This is a genomic window from Thalassospira xianhensis MCCC 1A02616 (genome assembly GCF_003326475.1).
Classification (GTDB): domain Bacteria; phylum Pseudomonadota; class Alphaproteobacteria; order Rhodospirillales; family Thalassospiraceae; genus Thalassospira; species Thalassospira xianhensis.
Genome location: NZ_JPWA01000001.1, coordinates 387,480 through 403,185, shown reverse-complemented (window position 1 = coordinate 403,185; position 15,706 = coordinate 387,480). Strand labels below are relative to the sequence as shown.

At 51.9% G+C, this 15,706-nt stretch carries 14 protein-coding genes, 12 tRNA genes and 1 other RNA gene; 8 read left to right on the top strand and 19 right to left on the bottom strand.

Going from position 1 to position 15,706, the window contains the following annotated elements:
- The first annotated feature begins 22 nt into the window (after positions 1–22).
- Positions 23–2,662, top strand: coding sequence for an SF1B family DNA helicase RecD2 (gene recD2 / locus TH5_RS02275; RefSeq protein WP_114120498.1), 2,640 nt, complete (start codon positions 23–25; stop codon positions 2,660–2,662).
- On the opposite strand, the gene TH5_RS02270 is transcribed toward recD2, so the two are convergent.
- From TH5_RS02270 to TH5_RS02255, 4 genes are all read right to left on the bottom strand, one after another.
- A complete protein-coding gene (locus TH5_RS02270; RefSeq protein ID WP_114120497.1) occupies positions 2,659–3,342 on the bottom strand; it encodes a hypothetical protein in 684 nt (227 codons plus the stop codon). The genes recD2 and TH5_RS02270 overlap by 4 nt on opposite strands.
- Positions 3,335–3,517 (bottom strand): hypothetical protein, encoded by a 183-nt coding sequence (locus tag TH5_RS02265; protein WP_147250038.1) that lies wholly within the window; start codon positions 3,515–3,517, stop codon positions 3,335–3,337. The genes TH5_RS02270 and TH5_RS02265 overlap by 8 nt, the downstream gene beginning before the upstream one ends.
- A gap of 88 nt (positions 3,518–3,605) precedes the next feature.
- Positions 3,606–4,466 (bottom strand): hypothetical protein, encoded by an 861-nt coding sequence (locus tag TH5_RS02260; protein WP_114120495.1) that lies wholly within the window; start codon positions 4,464–4,466, stop codon positions 3,606–3,608.
- 159 nt (positions 4,467–4,625) lie between these two features.
- Positions 4,626–5,084, bottom strand: a complete 459-nt coding sequence (locus TH5_RS02255; RefSeq protein ID WP_097052887.1) for a hypothetical protein — start codon at positions 5,082–5,084, stop codon at positions 4,626–4,628.
- A gap of 68 nt (positions 5,085–5,152) precedes the next feature.
- On the opposite strand from TH5_RS02255, the gene ssrA reads away from it, so the two are divergent.
- Positions 5,153–5,498: a transfer-messenger RNA gene (gene ssrA, locus TH5_RS02250) on the top strand.
- Positions 5,499–5,544: 46 nt separating this feature from the next.
- Here ssrA and TH5_RS26125 read toward each other — a convergent pair.
- From TH5_RS26125 to TH5_RS02220, 5 genes are all read right to left on the bottom strand, one after another.
- The gene (locus tag TH5_RS26125) at positions 5,545–5,796 is read right to left on the bottom strand and encodes a DUF4031 domain-containing protein (protein ID WP_097052886.1); all 252 of its coding nucleotides are present in this window, start codon (positions 5,794–5,796) and stop codon (positions 5,545–5,547) included.
- Between the two features lie 40 nt (positions 5,797–5,836).
- Positions 5,837–6,457 (bottom strand): DsbA family protein, encoded by a 621-nt coding sequence (locus TH5_RS02240; RefSeq protein ID WP_114120494.1) that lies wholly within the window; start codon positions 6,455–6,457, stop codon positions 5,837–5,839.
- Positions 6,458–6,716: 259 nt separating this feature from the next.
- The gene (gene recA / locus TH5_RS02230; protein WP_114120493.1) at positions 6,717–7,772 is read right to left on the bottom strand and encodes a recombinase RecA; all 1,056 of its coding nucleotides are present in this window, start codon (positions 7,770–7,772) and stop codon (positions 6,717–6,719) included.
- Between the two features lie 110 nt (positions 7,773–7,882).
- Positions 7,883–9,301: a hypothetical protein gene (locus TH5_RS02225; RefSeq protein WP_114120492.1), complete on the bottom strand. Its 1,419-nt coding sequence runs from the start codon at positions 9,299–9,301 to the stop codon at positions 7,883–7,885.
- Between the two features lie 53 nt (positions 9,302–9,354).
- Positions 9,355–9,690: a hypothetical protein gene (locus TH5_RS02220; protein WP_114120491.1), complete on the bottom strand. Its 336-nt coding sequence runs from the start codon at positions 9,688–9,690 to the stop codon at positions 9,355–9,357.
- Positions 9,691–9,768: 78 nt separating this feature from the next.
- On the opposite strand from TH5_RS02220, the gene thyA reads away from it, so the two are divergent.
- Positions 9,769–10,647 (top strand): thymidylate synthase, encoded by an 879-nt coding sequence (gene thyA, locus TH5_RS02215; protein ID WP_208638383.1) that lies wholly within the window; start codon positions 9,769–9,771, stop codon positions 10,645–10,647.
- Between the two features lie 14 nt (positions 10,648–10,661).
- Positions 10,662–11,210, top strand: a complete 549-nt coding sequence (gene dut / locus TH5_RS02210) for a dUTP diphosphatase (protein WP_114120489.1) — start codon at positions 10,662–10,664, stop codon at positions 11,208–11,210.
- A 613-nt stretch (positions 11,211–11,823) separates the two neighbouring features.
- Here the strand turns inward: dut and TH5_RS02200 are convergent.
- The 10 genes from TH5_RS02200 to TH5_RS02155 form a co-directional block, all read right to left on the bottom strand.
- A tRNA-Val gene (locus TH5_RS02200) sits at positions 11,824–11,900 on the bottom strand.
- A 5-nt stretch (positions 11,901–11,905) separates the two neighbouring features.
- Positions 11,906–11,980, bottom strand: a tRNA-Gly gene (locus TH5_RS02195).
- A 67-nt stretch (positions 11,981–12,047) separates the two neighbouring features.
- Positions 12,048–12,122: transfer RNA gene (locus TH5_RS02190), tRNA-Gly, on the bottom strand.
- A 15-nt stretch (positions 12,123–12,137) separates the two neighbouring features.
- Positions 12,138–12,213 (bottom strand) — tRNA-Asn (locus tag TH5_RS02185).
- Positions 12,214–12,226: 13 nt separating this feature from the next.
- Positions 12,227–12,302, bottom strand: a tRNA-Thr gene (locus TH5_RS02180).
- Between the two features lie 51 nt (positions 12,303–12,353).
- Positions 12,354–12,429, bottom strand: a tRNA-Ala gene (locus tag TH5_RS02175).
- A 10-nt stretch (positions 12,430–12,439) separates the two neighbouring features.
- Positions 12,440–12,516: transfer RNA gene (locus TH5_RS02170), tRNA-Val, on the bottom strand.
- Positions 12,517–12,533: 17 nt separating this feature from the next.
- Positions 12,534–12,609 (bottom strand) — tRNA-Met (locus tag TH5_RS02165).
- A gap of 8 nt (positions 12,610–12,617) precedes the next feature.
- A tRNA-Ile gene (locus tag TH5_RS02160) sits at positions 12,618–12,692 on the bottom strand.
- A gap of 27 nt (positions 12,693–12,719) precedes the next feature.
- Positions 12,720–12,796, bottom strand: a tRNA-Met gene (locus tag TH5_RS02155).
- A 793-nt stretch (positions 12,797–13,589) separates the two neighbouring features.
- Here TH5_RS02155 and TH5_RS02150 point away from each other — a divergent pair.
- The 4 genes from TH5_RS02150 (at position 13,590) to TH5_RS02135 (ending at position 15,705) form a co-directional block, all read left to right on the top strand.
- A tRNA-Lys gene (locus tag TH5_RS02150) sits at positions 13,590–13,677 on the top strand.
- Between the two features lie 7 nt (positions 13,678–13,684).
- Positions 13,685–13,772, top strand: a tRNA-Lys gene (locus TH5_RS02145).
- Positions 13,773–13,851: 79 nt separating this feature from the next.
- Positions 13,852–14,895 (top strand): hypothetical protein, encoded by a 1,044-nt coding sequence (locus TH5_RS02140; protein ID WP_114120487.1) that lies wholly within the window; start codon positions 13,852–13,854, stop codon positions 14,893–14,895.
- A gap of 168 nt (positions 14,896–15,063) precedes the next feature.
- Positions 15,064–15,705 (top strand): type IV toxin-antitoxin system AbiEi family antitoxin domain-containing protein, encoded by a 642-nt coding sequence (locus TH5_RS02135; protein WP_114120486.1) that lies wholly within the window; start codon positions 15,064–15,066, stop codon positions 15,703–15,705.
- The last annotated feature ends 1 nt before the right edge of the window (position 15,706 follow it).

Here is a 15,706-nt window from a genome sequence, read left to right as displayed (position 1 = left end):
TCTGCCGGAAAGGGTGATTGCTATGGGACTGTTTGCGAGCGTAGAAAGCAAGGCGATGCATGAGCAGGATGCTGAAGCGTCTGCTGCACATCCTGATCTCTTTACGAATCCCGCAGACACCGATGTTGTCGGGCATGAAATGGGTGACCCGGATGAAGGGGCCCCGGCCAAGGCGGCTGCAACATCCCAACCGGTTCAGACCGACCTGTTTTCCGGCTTCGCACAGACCGTGGCGGCGGCGGCTGCCAGTGGCGCACGTGGTGATTCGACAAAAAGTACTCCCAAGCCAGTCAATGCACCGATTAGCAGTTTCGGAAGAAGCCTTTTGCGACCGGAACATATTGAACAGGCGAGAAATGCCGAGCCAGAGCAAGTCGCCCCTACCGAAGAAGATGCTGAGCTCAAAGGCAAAGTGAAGAAGGTTATTTTCCGGTCTGCGGAAGGCACCTTCATCATCATGGCTGTCACATACAAGAATGAAGAGGGCGTGCGCACTGAAACCACGGTTAAAGCCAATACCATTATCAATTTTGGCCCGGGCGACGACTTCTCTGCCAAGGGGAAATGGGGCGAGTTCAAAGGTGCCAAGCAGTTCACGGCTGACCTGATCAGGCATTTAATCCCTTCTGGTGCCAAAGGCATCGTTGCCTGGATTAAAACGGGAGCGGTACCAGGTGTCGGTGAGGCTGCGGCCCAGCGCATGGCGTCGTTTTTTGGTGAAAATCTTCGGAACGTTATGAAGGACGCCGCCAAGCTTGCTGAATGTGGCATCCCCATTGCCAAAGCTGAGGCGATTGTCACGGCCTGGCGGTTTAACGAAGAGCAGCCTGAGCTCATGACCTTGTTGATGGATGCAGGCCTTAAGCCCAAACAAACAGCAAAGGTTATGGAGCATTTCGGTGCCGCAGCCATGGAAATGATCCAGACCAATCCATGGGAAATGGTTTCGGTTATCGAAGGTATCGGGTTTCCGACGGCGGACCGCATCGCCGAGCGAAATGATATCGCCATGACGAGCCATCATCGCATTCGGGAGGGTTACCTCTATGCATTGTCCGAGGCTGTTCATGGCTCGGGTCATTGCGGCCTGCCTAAAGCGGATCTCGTTTCCAAAGCTACAGACCTGCTGCACCTGCACCGCGAGCATGTCGAGGCTCATCTACCGGTATTCCTCGATGATCTGCGCGTCGTTGACGATGAAGTGGCTGGCCTGATTTATCCCCGACGGGCGTGGGAAAGCGAAGAAGAAGTCGCATCGAAGCTCTATGCGATGCTTAAGAACTATCGACCTTCATTGTCTGAACAGCAAGCCCTTGAGAAAGTCGAGTTGGCAGAGAAGATGCTTGGCAAGCGTCTTGATAGGGATGGGGGGCAGTTGGAGGCCGCAATGTTGGCGCTTCGCTATCCAGTTGTCATCATTACCGGTGGCCCTGGAACCGGTAAGTCCACAACCCAGGACGTAATTTGCAAAGCTCTGGAACTGGCCGGGCAGAAGGAAATTCTGCTTGCTGCCCCAACAGGAAGGGCCGCTAAGCGTCTGTCTGAAACAACCGGGCGAGATGCCTCAACCATTCACAGGCTTCTCATGTACGACGGGAAGTCGGGGCAGTTCAGACACAACGAAGATAACCCGCTTAATGCAGATGTGTCTGTCGCGGATGAATACTCAATGGTGGACATCTTTCTGTGCGCCAGCAAATTTGAGGCCATCGAGGCGGGAAATACTTCGGTCATCATGACAGGTGATGTCGAGCAGCTTCCTTCGGTTGGCCCGGGGCAAGTTTTGCGTGACCTTATCGATGCCGGACATATCCCAACCGCACGGCTGACAAAAGTGCACAGACAAGCGGCAGGTAGCGGCATCGCAATTGCGGCAAAGCGCATCAATAGCGGTCAATCAGTCATGGAACCCAATCATCCCATGACCGGTATGCGCATTCGCAACTCCCACGCTTACGACACCCTGGCCGATCTTGTTAAAATTATCCGAACAGAACTTCCTGAAATGGGATACGACCCCATGCAGGACGTTCAGGTACTGGCGGCTCAGCGACGTGGCAGTCTTGGTGTTGAGACACTCAATCAGGTTCTGAAGAAAGCCTTGAACCCGGCTTACGAGGACGACAATACCGTGGTCATTGAAGGTCAACCCTATACTGTGGGTGACCGTGTCATGCAAATCCGCAATGATTATACCAATGGCGTGTTTAACGGAGAGGTTGGCTCGATCATTGCGGTAGAGGATACGGGCCCTGTCGGCGGGAAAGACAACTCGAAACGGATACTGTATGTCGATTTTTCCGGACACACAGTTACCTACCGCGGCGGAGATGTTGCTAATCTCGACCTCGCATATGCCTGTACCGTACACAAAAGTCAGGGCTGCGAATTCCCCGCGGTCATCTTTGTTGCGCCGCAGGAGCATCGTCGGAGTCTGAACCGAAACTTGCTTTACACCGGTATTACCCGTGCTCGTCAGGAATGTATCTTGCTTGGCAGTCCTTCAGCGATTGAAGGCGCGGTGCACGTTCTAGATGTCTCAAGACGTCATACCGGCCTGAAGCGCCGTCTTGATCTTCTGTTTAACCTCCAGAACATCAATGAACACAGCCTCCAGGATGAGCCAGAGCCCGAAATGGAATTCCCAGGAATGTCTCTCTAGTTGCCAACGCCTCTGTCTCCAATTCGGTTGGCGATGACCTTTTGGACTCTTTGCATCATCTCTGACGCTTCTGAAAAAGCCTCCTCCATTTGGATGTAGGCTCTTTCAAGGTATTCCTGCCTTGTTGCAGAATGTGGTTCGCCTTCGGGCCGAAGATGAGCTTTAAATGCTATCAGAACGAACTTTATCACGTTATTGTTTATAAGAAAAATCGCTTCAGGGATCTCGTCAAGAGCCCGAACGGGTTGCTTGGAGGCCCGGCCGGATTTATGATAGGCGAGAGCGATACCTCCAGACTGATCTGCCATAAACGCCAGTTTCTGGATGTTTTGCTTGATAGCTTCCGATTGTTCAGTCGAGGGACCTTCATGATACATAGACAACAGTTCCTGCATAATCGAATGCGTTGTCTGAAGGTTTGCATGCAGCTTCCCCAGCTGGGAGATTTCTTCCTGGGCGTAAGCATCACCGGTGACGGCTGCGGGGGCTGGTGGAGATAACCCATCGAGTAAGGGAACAACGCATAAAATCCATATGGCCAACACCGCCCAAACGAACACTCGCAGCTTTTGCCTCCCAGTGGAGACTTTGGCCGGGCCGTCTACTTCCTGAATGAACCTGCCGGTGTCGCCAGGCGGAGGAACAAGCTGGGTGAGATTGTCGATCTGCGTGTCAGACATGATTGCTCACTTTCGGCAAAGGAAGACTGATACCAGGAAGGTCGACGGTGATGAACCCGTCTGCTTCAATTTCATCATCATTATTCTCGCCGGATACATCTTCGGGCGTACCAGAAGGCTGAACAGAAGGAGATTTCAGCACAGCATCCGGAGTGTCAAGGCTTTTGGCTGACATGTCCATCGACCATTTGTAAGGAAAACAAAAACGGATTTCCTTACATCATAAAGGAAATCCGTTTTTAAGTCAGTCGATTTTCGGTCGTTTATCTGCGAGCCATTCCAAAGCCCAGTGTCGGTGGGCGAAACGCACGAGGCAACCCCTGTTGAGGCGTCGTGCTCGGAGCGCTGTGCTCGGTAGAGACGGGAGCGGATTGTTGTGACGGCTCCTCATGAAGGGCTTCCATTACGATGTCGGTTTCTTCGATAACTGGTTGAACCTCGGTGGCAGGGTCGGGGTCTGCCGAAACAATTTCTTCCACCGAGGGGCCATCTAGCGCCCCCGATGAATTCATGCCAAACGCTTCGGCCGCGAGTTCTTCCGGGTCGTCGTTGAGTCCCAAGCCATCGTCAAGTGCCTTTGAGGGCGTTTCGACTTGTTCAGAGGTAACTTCAGAAGCATTCTCTTTTGTTGCCTCAATTTCAACGGTCGGCCCAGCCTCATACAGGCTGTCCTCAACAAAGACACGGGAAAAAGGCCCAGAAAACTGCCGCAACACATGGAAAGCTTCCTCGAACCGGGCTTCCGCTGCGAGCTTTTCTGCATCACGGGTTGCTGTCGCCGCCATGTCACGTGCGCGATGCAAGTCCAACGCCGGACCGGTAAGAAAATGATAGCTGGTCGCCTCAAAGGTTTGGAAGGGAAGTCCGTCCTCTGTGGGAACACCGTTCCTGATTTTCAGCACACCTTCAAGTTCAACGACGAACTTGGCCTCTGGAAATTCAACACCCTGTGGGATGAGATTGGCAAACTCCGCGTCGATCTCTTTTGCTTCCTGACCATGCAAGATAGCTACGATCTGGCGTCCGCCCGCAGTTCTGCATTGAAGCCGGGCATAGTCGGAATGCTCTTCATTTGTTTCCAGGTGACCACAGAAAAAGCCATAGACGTATGCTACGATTTTCATATCAACTCCCCCACACGTGCTTTCAGCTATAAGATTGAACGGTCACTTGCAAGAGACCAACGGTTCTTTGCAAAGAAGGCACTTTTTGTGTTGGGAGCCGTCAGCTAGTGGTTCGAAGACACAAGCATTTCAATTGGCACGGCAATGGGCAAGTGCCAACTAATAGACGATGTCGTATCTCTGTCCATCCCATGCCCACCAACTGTTTCCGTCGGTTTGCAACAGAGCCATGCCGGACGTCCTATCCTTGCCCCCCATAAGCAAACGAGAAGTCCGTGTTTGAAGAATTGGCTTCCACGTCGTCCCGATCAGCATGAAAACCTTGGTGTCGCAGCCATATCGGTCGCAGAGAGAACTCTCGGTACGCACGGCGAATTCCGGCTGACCGTTATCATCGAGGTCTATCTGCGCAACTTTAATGGTTACAGGAATCCCCTGTTGTTCATACCGTTCGAGCAAGTACTTACTGTTTTGCTCCAGCAGGGCCAGCCCATACTGGTTGGTGTCTGGCCAAAAGGTGACCTCAGTGGTCGGGGTTGCAAACCCTTGAGCCGGAGGGATCGCCACTGCAAGAAAAACAGTAGCGGCACAGGCAATATTTTTTAAGAGAGCAAGCATGGGTTTTCCCGGGAGAGGATTTGAGAAGGAATTCAATCATCACCTTTACATATATTCTTGTCAACTTTGCGCTTGACCTGTGCTTTCTGTTGCGGCAGATTGAAGGGGCCAAAGGAATACGTTGGCTAAGATGTTACAAGGGATAACAGAATAAACGTTCAGGACCTGGGGGCGGTACCCAGCGCCTCCACCATAAGACCAGCATATGACATGGTGATTTTATGATGGGGGCGAAATAGGATCGACTGGCGCAGTAAAAGTTCATTCTACATCCGGCATGATACCACCGTTATCGGGTCACGTTGTTTAAACGCAAACGACAACTATGCGGCTCCTGCCGCAATCGCCGCCTAATCACGGGTGACGGCCAAGCCTGGCAAGCGGTAACGCTGGTGGCAACAGAAGCCAGGCATTCTTCTCTCTTACAATACAACGCCATGCTGTCAGACAGGTCACAACTTCATTCCGAAGCCTTCCGGGCGATGGCTATGAGGTCTCGCGACGAAACCGGTATGGCACCCTGAGAGATTGCCCGCTCCCTCTGTGCATCTGTGATGTCATAGTGCGGGTACTTCGCTCTTGCATGAAACCACGATCGCTTGAACCCCAAACGGGCGGCAAACTCGTGAAGTTCTGACAATGAGGTGCCAAGCAAATGATTGAAGTGTCGGCCAGACTTGCTGACCCTCATGTGGTCCACATAGATTGCCATAGATACCTATAGATAGTGATAGGGAGCCCCAATTCGTCACCTATTCGTTAGGCATTCCCAAGATTTCAGAAAGTTCGTGCGGTGATGCGAAACCCGGGGCTGTAAACCCGTCGACGACAATCGTCGGGGTGACCTGAATACCATATTGTTTCCGATAAGTCAGGGTATTGGATACAACACTGTCTCGCATGGCATCCTTTTCCATGCATACAGCGATGGCAGCCTGATGCTCTGCCGGTGCGAGCTTTGGCCAATTGGTAACAGCGGATATCAAATGCGGTCGCTGCATCAAGCCAGTAAATGCCTCATGCCGGACCTCGTCTGGCATGCACCCCAAAAATGTGGCCGCCTCCAAGGAAACAGCATTCAATGGGTGCTGGCGAATGGTTACACGCAGCTCGTTAGACGTCTTTGCCCGAGTAACGAGTTTACCAAGAGTTTCTCGTGCAAGCCGCTGACAATGCGGACAGGTCATCGAGACGAAAATATCGACCTTATGCATCGCATCTGGCGCGCCGAAAACAATATCACTGCGCTGCGGTGGTGGCAGGTCGCCGACGACCCGAGGCGTTCCCTGGCTGTGTGAAATCCCAATAATGAGCAGTGTCATTACAATGACCGCCATCACCACAAGGATGGTTGTTAGCCGATCAAGTATCATGAATTCAAGTCCAGGCTATTTGGCGCAATATCCGACAAAGCGAAGTCCCGAACAGTGCCGGGGCGTTCCAAATCTTCCCCACGCAGAAACCACTGGTCACCCTTGTGCCACTCGGAGGTGCCAAACCATAGAGCCTTAACAAGCACCCGGCGACGAGCAGTTTTACCGCGCCAGTTCCTGTATGTGAACTCCACTTCCTGGCCTGCGTCAAACCGCAGGCCAGGAGCATCGAAAGAAGGCCCTGTCGATGAACCGGTGCTCATGCTGCCTCGGTTCCGTCGATATCGCCGTCCAACATCACCTTCTCGAGTAGCCCCGCGCTTTCGCGGATCTGATTTTCGATCTCTTTTGCCATATCCGGATTTTCACGCAGGAATGTTTTGGCATTCTCCCGGCCTTGACCGATACGGGTCGAGTTATAGGAGAACCAGGAACCGGATTTTTCAACGATACCCGCCTGAACACCCAAATCGAGGATTTCACCCATTTTGGAAATGCCTTCGCCGTACACGATGTCGAACTCGACTTGGCGGAATGGTGGAGCCATTTTATTCTTAACCACTTTGATCCGGGTCTGGTTCCCGACAACCTCGTCACGGTCTTTGATTTGACCGATGCGGCGAATATCCAGACGCACTGAAGCATAGAACTTCAAAGCGTTCCCACCGGTGGTGGTTTCCGGGTTACCGAACATTACACCGATTTTCATGCGCAGTTGGTTGATAAAGATAACCATGCAGTTGGTACGGCTGATTGAACTGGTCAGCTTCCGGAGAGCTTGGCTCATCAGTCGTGCCTGAAGGCCTACATGGGCGTCACCCATATCACCTTCAATTTCAGCGCGCGGCACCAATGCAGCAACAGAGTCAACGACCAGGACATTGATGGCGCCTGACCGGACCAGCGTGTCCGCGATTTCAAGAGCTTGTTCCCCATTGTCGGGCTGAGAAATAAGCAAGTCATCAATGGAGACGCCCAGCTTGCGAGCATAAGCCGGGTCGAGTGCGTGCTCAGCATCGATAAACGCCGCTGTGCCGCCCGACTTTTGTGCTTCCGCGATGACGTGAAGAGCCAAAGTCGTCTTGCCTGAACTCTCGGGGCCATAAACTTCGACAATGCGGCCGCAGGGTAGGCCGCCAATGCCAAGTCCAATGTCCAACCCAAGTGACCCCGTTGAAATAGACTGGATGTCGGCTTTAGCACCTTCACCCAGTTTCATGATGGAGCCCTTGCCATGAGCCCGTTCAATTTGGCTAATCGCGTTCTCAAGACTTTTTGCGCGATCAGCGTTGGAAATGCTGTCCGGTTTCGACATTACCCATAAACCCTCATTTTTGAAAACGGGGAGAAAGTTGACATGTAAAACGAAAAATCTCAAGGGAAAACGTAAGGAAAACCCCTGAGATTTTGTTTTGGCTGTTTTGCTTACATAGCGTGAGCCAGTGAGGAGCTCTGTTCCGCTGTGTTTGCGGGTACATCCTCGGATGACCTATACCCAGACATCGAGCTCTGTTGGCGAGCGTGATGGAAGTCCCTTTGGCTACTGAATTGTTCACCGTCGAGCGACCAGCGTGTCGGAGCTGTGTTTCCGGGGGCGGGTTCAAATGATGGCCCATCAAAGTTGTGTTCGACCCCATCATTGTTCAGGTGCCGGACATTGCCGTCCTTGTCTACTGATATCCGCCCCTCAGGAATGCCCCAAGCGTTCTCTTTGGGATACTCACCGGCCGGTAGGCTGTGGGCCGAATGGTTGTTAACCTCTAAGAGTGCATGGCCGGGGCCGCGGAGCGTTGGCTGCCCTCCAGAATACTGGACAACAATTTTATCCAGCGCCACTCCGCCGTAAGAAGGCCCCTCAATTGCTGGATTGCTCGCTTCCGCAACTTCGCGCTTTTTGGCAAACTTCGCCTTGAAGGCTTCGACAGTCATCAACGTACTGTTAGGTGAGATCGCTGGCATTTCGCCAAGCCTTGCCCTCATATGGTCTGCTTGGTTTACGCCGAATTGGCGTGACATCTGGGCAGCACCAAGCGAGACATGAACCATTTCCGCTCGAACCAATTTGCTGTCTGCAAGAAGGATAGGGGAACCAGGCGGGAGTGTTCGGTCAAACACGAATTTCACAGGACGGCCAAGTTCTGCCGACAACTCTCGTTGCTTTTGAATGAGAAGCTCCTTGGTTTCCGCTGCCGTGCTAAGACAATGAGCGACCTGTGTACCAATATAACCGCGCCCGTTCGTTTCGGTATAAGCGCTACCAGGAACAATTTGAGGCATCATAAAGCCAACATCATCCCAGCTGGAGAACGGAGGCTTCCCGCTTTCAATTGAGCTTCGCAAAAGAGGGGAGAGCCGCTCTCGCACTGCAATGGCTGCGGACGCTTCAACCGAGGCAGCCTTGTCAATCTGCCGAGCTTTCGTCGACATACGATGAATGGCTGCATTGCTCAGCTTGATAGGATCGATATCCGTTGATTTCAGGGAGTGGCGTGAGATTTTATCAACGACATGAAACTGTGATTGACCGTTTGCATAGAAGCGCTTTTCGAGCCCAAGCAAGTTCCCCTTCAGATAGTCGGTAAACTCCTTGCTGTCAGATGGTTCGAAACTTCCATGAAGAAAATCCTTCATGCGACGTCGTGCTTCATCCACTGTGAAAAGTGCAGCTTTAGCCACTCTTCCAACAACACCTGTGTGGTCAGCGTCGGCCGAAACCGCCTTGCGCTCATTTGCGAAGGAAAGGGCACCAAAACTGGCAAATGGGGATTGAGCCGGACTCAATGCCGTACGGCCTCGCAACCGGTCGATAAAACGGTTCAAGAAAAAACTCTGCGTGGTTGCCATATCCCTTCCTCCTTCTGCGTACAGAGAGGATACCGCGGCGGGATGCAAGAAACCTAGATCGCGCGAGGGTCCTTGGTCTTAAATTGCAAGACAGTAAGCACTGCACACCTGACCGCCTCCGCAACACTGGCGGACACGAATTCATCCACAACTTTGGAAACAGGGGCTGGTTGATTATCCTCAATGAGGTCAACCGACACGAAATTATGACGTACTTGCCAGCCTGCTACCTCTCGCCCCGGAAGTTTCGCCATCCACCAGAGCTCAACACCCGTGCCGCGGATAACAATCGAAAAGTCTTTTGCGACAATATCGGACACGTCCACGCCCATTTCATGAGCGCATTTGTTCGTCAGGTCTACCGCCCTGTAGAAATGCAAGCCTTGCACGGATATTCTCCTTGGGTTTAGCTACGAATAAGGTATCCTCTAAAGTAGAACTCGTCATTATTTTCCTTATGGTGTCACGTGAATTTCTATAAATCCTTGGTAAGGGATGTCCTGGATATGGGGCAGTCCAAGAAAGACCGAACCGGCGTCGGAACCATTTCGCTGTTCGGCTATCAGTACCAGCATGATCTTCGTACCGGGTTCCCCCTTCTAACAACCAAGAAGGTGCACTTTCGCTCTGTTGTGGAAGAGTTACTGTGGTTTTTGACTGGCAGTACAAACATTCGGCCACTGCTGCTCAACAGGACAACCATTTGGTCCGAGTGGCCGCACAAAAAGTACGTGGAGAAAACCGGCTGCGACATCAGCTTGAAGGACTTCGAGCGCCAAATCGTCGAAGACATGGGATTTGCAAATGCTCACGGTGACTTGGGGCCCGTGTATGGCAAGCAATGGAGAAGATGGTCTGGAAATACCGGTCAGGAAATAGACCAACTATCAGATGTCATACATCAATTGCGACATTCTCCTACCAGTCGGCGCATCATTATGACAGGTTGGAACCCATCAGACCTACCCAATCAACTCCTGCCTCCTTGCCACACACTCTACCAGTGGGGAAGTGACGGCAAGTTTTTGGATGTTCATCTTTATCAGCGGTCTGCGGACGTGGGGCTAGGATTACCTTTCAACCTCGCCTCTGTGGCACTTCTGACTTCGATGATTGCCTTGGTCACCAATCTGGAACCACGCCGCGTCATTCATAGCTTTGGTGACCTGCATATCTACGAGAACCACCGATCTGCACTGGAAGAGCAAATTCTGCGTGAGCCACAGCCGCTACCGAGGCTCCACCTGTCGTCTCACGTCACCGAAATAGACGGCTTCACGCGAGAGGATATCGAACTTGAAGGTTATAACCCAGCCCCATCCATCAAGATGAATGTGGCCGTCTAACGACAGGCAATCAAATGAGCAATTCAAACATCACGGAAATTCGTCTTGTAGCCCCAACCATTGAGGTCAAAGTCCTTGATGAGAGGCTCCTGACAGAATTTGGTGGCCTCCCGGTGCCAGCCACACCAGGAGCAGCGGCAGGAGATGTTCGCGCTTGCAGCTTCATCCCGAGTACGGAAGCAGGGAAGCCGGATCTTGAAAATGCGCGGGCTTTGCATAGCCCGGTAACACTGAGACCCGGGCAACAGGCGTTCTTCGGGCTTGGGATTGCAATGCATCTGCGAAACCCGAACTACGTAGCCCTTCTGGCGCCACGTTCATCTAAGGGGAATGAAGGCTTGGTCTTGTCAAATACTATTGGCGTCATTGACAGCGACTACCAAGGACAGCTTCTGGCGGCGGTGGTAAACCGGTTGCATCACAAAGAAATTAGCGTTGTGCCGGGCGAAAGAATTGCGCAGCTGATGATTGTCCCTGTTATTAAGCCTCATTGGACGGTGACCACCGAGTTCTCCACGGAAAGCTCGCGGGGAGAAGGTGGATTTGGCTCGACCGGGAAATGAGGTCCATTAGAGGCGCGGGGCTTTTAGAAAGTCGGGAACCCGGCTTCCGGCCTTCAGGATATCGACGTCACTCAGAGGGCCTCCGTTTCGGCGTGGAACGGCTTCGGTTCCAGTCACTTGCTCAAAGTATCGAAGCCACTGAATGGACTTCCTCAGTTCTCCCCGAAATGAGTGCAAAAGCCGCCAAACCTTGAGACACTCATCTCGTCTCCGGCCAGGGAAACGCCATTCAGTGGCGATCGTTTCGGCGACAACAGCAAAAGCAATCTTGTTACAGACTACGAAACCGCGCACGGGGACATTTGAAGTTTCTGCCAGGTAAGAAGCAAGGGAACGGTGTGCGGATGAAAGCTCAATAAAAGCAGCAGGCTTACTAGCTTCCTGCGGGAAGCATTCATTGCTGTGCCGGTAGATTAGGCAGGATAAAAGGAAAGTGGTGGCACCGTCGACAGGTCGGCAGGCAGACAGTCCCTTATATAGGCCTTCCAGCGAGAGCACAGGCTCCAACCGAACCTCCTGCTGCGCATGTTTCCTGCGAGCGAACATTTCCACCCCCCATTTTGTTAAGGCCAAGCCCTATTTTCCTTCAATAGACTTGGCCTTACAAGAGAAATGGTAGGTGAGGAGGGACTCGAACCCCCGACCCTCTCGGTGTAAACGAGATGCTCTAACCAACTGAGCTACTCACCCATGTCTGGAGCGGACGGCGGGATTTGAACCCGCGACACCTGGTGTGGAAAACCAGTGCTCTACCCCTGAGCTACACCCGCACTGAGAACTCAGCCAGGTCTGAAAGAGCCTCTAAGCCCCTAAGGCCTCGCGAATTACCAGCCAACTTGGAGCGGAAAACGGGAATCGAACCCGTGACCTTTTGCTTGGCAAGCAAATGCTCTACCCCTGAGCTACATCCGCATTTCTTTTTCGGCTTGGCTCGAGCGACAGGGCTCGAACCTGTGACCAGCGCATTAACAGTGCGCCGCTCTACCAACTGAGCTACACCCGAGCCAAGCCGAAACTGGTGCTGAAATCCGGAATTGAACCGGAGACCTCCTCCTTACCATGGAGATGCTCTACCAACTGAGCTATTTCAGCAGCCGCGGAGGAGCTTAGAGCTCAGACTACAACGCGAACTAATACTAACTTTGGTGGAGCCAGAGGGAATCGAACCCTCGACCTCCTGCTTGCAAGGCAGGCGCTCTCCCGACTGAGCTATAACCCCATAACCTCAATGGTGGGTGTGACTGGGTTTGAACCAGTGACCTCCCGCATGTCACGCGGGTACTCTAACCTACTGAGCTACACACCCATCCCAATAGTAATATTTGGTAGCAGGAGGGAGACTCGAACTCCCGGCATCCGCCGCATGAAGGCAGCGCTCTACCAACTGAGCTATCCTGCTAAACCTTATGGTGGACCCGACAAGATTTGAACTTGTGACCTAACGGTTATCAACCGTTTGCTCTACCGCTGAGCTACGCGTCCTTTTCGCAAGTTCTGAGAAGGAGATTTTGGTTGCGGGAGAAAGACTTGAACTTTCGACCTCAGGGTTATGAACCCTGCGCGCTACCAACTGCGCCATCCCGCCACATTTCCTTCCCAGAACTTAGTAAGAAAGCAACGTGCGGCCTGCTTTCTTACTAAGTTCTCGCTGCCTGTGATTTGAATACTGACAGATAAAAAATCATTAGTCAACAATAAAAATGATAAAAAGTGAAATAAAAACCATTTACGCAAAGACGAATACTTAAAAAAGACAAACGAATACCGTCCTCGCCAAAGTATTAGGCAAGTATTTATTGTTGAAATTGATTGACGCCTCAATTGGCGCGTTAGATAGCTTCATCTCCTGTTCCTGTGTGACTGCCACTCTTTTGAACGGAAACAAAAAAGGCTGAGGCCCCAATTCGTTTCCGAAGAGGGGCCTCAGCCTTTTAGTCGATATCGGTTTGAACTCTATCCGACAGACCCCTCAGTCATTACGCACGCGCCAATATTACCAACCATCCCATTGATGGCGGCAATGTTGACATTTACGTTCATGACTGCGGTGTTGCGAGACATTTGCGGTTCTGAATTCCGAAAAATTGACTATCGAATTCATATTGCGCGGTAATCCTGCACAGATCAAGCCATTTTATCTAAAATTTTCCTGATTTTGAGGAATATATAGGATTAGGTGATTTTCTGTGTTGACTTTTCTTACCTTATGAAGGATAGATATGAAACGTTGCCGCTATGGCTACACACAAGAATTGGAATAACACGATGTCTGCACCTCTCTCGAAACGAAAGCTTGATAAACGCTACAAAAAGTAGCGATGGCAGACCTTTGCGTGCGGACGAAACCGTAGCATTGGCTGCGGTTTTTTTGTTTCCTGAGGATGTGTGGCCGAGCGGTTGATGGCGGCAGACTTTTAATCTGACGGACGTAAGTCCCGCGCGGGTTCGAATCCCGCCACATCCTCCAAATCTCTGGGCGCGTGACCTGAGTGGCCGATAGGACCGGACTCTTAATCCGGCGGCGAAAGCCCACCGCAGGTTCGAATCCTGCCGCGCCCTCCATTCTCCTCATAAAACTTCTCGTTTATTGCAAACCTACCAAGAATAGTTAGTCATATTCCTGTAGCTTTGTGAGGTCCTTATGCCAGCGTGGAGCCTTCTATTCGACGATTTCATCGGCCAGTATGTTGTTGGTCCCCACTATGGCATCGAAGAAGTCGACGACTACTTGATCGAGAAGATTGCCCACAAGGACAGCCTTCCTCTCCTATGGACGAGCGAGGACGGTTTATATGAGCTGCGCGACCTTGAGTGGGATAAAACACCATCGATTGGACTGTTTTTCAGCGACAGTGGCCGCTCAGCTCAGGTTGGCTTTTACATTCAGGGTATGGCTTGGGTAGAAGAATCTCACCGCGGCAAAGCTCTTGGAGTTCAGATGATTAAGGTGGCTGCCGAATTGATGAACGGTAGCCCGGTCGGGAGCAGCGACCTTATGGGTTTCTCTGAAGCCGGAGAGGCTGCACATCGTCGAGCACATCGGGAAATAGTCTTGGATGCTTACGAGAAAGGTCTGCCCATTCCTCAGGATGTTGCGGATGAGTATAACCTGAAGCTCGACCCGCACCAGATAGCCAAATCCGAGATGTTTACCCTAGCCACAACACTACGTAACTTCTTTGAGCCACATTGGGAAGACTGGCGCCTCGAAAAGGCAGCATGGATGGGGAAATCATATCGAGAAAAGCTTAATCTCTCGGAAATCCCAATTTCACACAACATGTGCCGTCTGACTTGCGCTTCGGCGGCAACAATTCTTGCTTCCAAAGACATCATCGCAATCGTTAAAGGTGGGGAACCAGTGCTTGATTACCAGCTGGATGGCAGTGCTATCTGCACTTCACCTGGCGGCATGGAAACGACGACGGGCGAATGGCGGGGCCACTATTGGCTGGAAATTCCATTGCTATCTCTCATCTTGGATATCACAGGAGACCAGTTTGGCTGGGAGCCCGTTATCGTCACGGATACTTCAGATCCACGTTATGCCGCTAATTTCACGAACCCGGAGATTTCCGAGGCCCTGATGTATGTCGAAATGACATCTGAAAAGTGGGCGGGGCAGTGGCAGGAGGAAGTAGATATTGATGTCAGAGACGCCCACAAAACGACTCCCTTTTCTTAAAGTCGCGCCGTCCTTAAGAAATAGTGCTCACCAATTCCCGCCAAAAGCTCACCACTTCTTACAACAAGACATCTTTTAAGAAGTCGTGATCTCATTCGTTAGTCTGGGTCTCTTTCCATCAGGTGTGAAAACATTGCCTATGTAGTTAATCAAACACCGGCATTGCAGATGACTAAAACAGAAATTCAGCGAAACGCTATCGCCGATCTCCTTAAGGATGGCCAGAACGCAACCTGGACGGAACTTCAGGCAATCGGGGTCGAGCGCAGAGCCGTCCTTGGTATGATAGCGTCCGGTGAGTTGTTACGTGTCGACCACAACGTATATCGTCTCGCGGCAGCTAACCCGGGAAAGTTCCCCGAGTGGGAAGACATCGCAAAGAAGTATAGCGATTTTGTTGTTTGCCTTCTCTCCGCTGCGCAGTTCCATGGCCTAACTGTTCATCTACCCGACCAGTTATGGGTCGGCCTCCCGCTCGGTTCCAAGCCGACCAATCTGACGGTCCGATGTGTTCAATATCCTCGCAACCCGGATGATCGACGGTGGACGGTTGGCGTGGACACCATTACCGACGGCACTCATTCCTTCAATGTGACCTCCCGGGAACGAACAATAGTCGACTTGTTTATCTGGAGAAAGCGACTGCCTGACGGTGAACGTTTCTTTGCCGAGGCGATTAATGAGTTTGATGCGCAGAACGGAAGCCGGGCACTTCTGGCAAAGATTGGGGCTGAATTCGGTGTCGACAGGGCGATTTCTGAGCGATTGGTCTGGAAGGGGCACGTTGAAAATGCCCGCAGCATTTATTGAG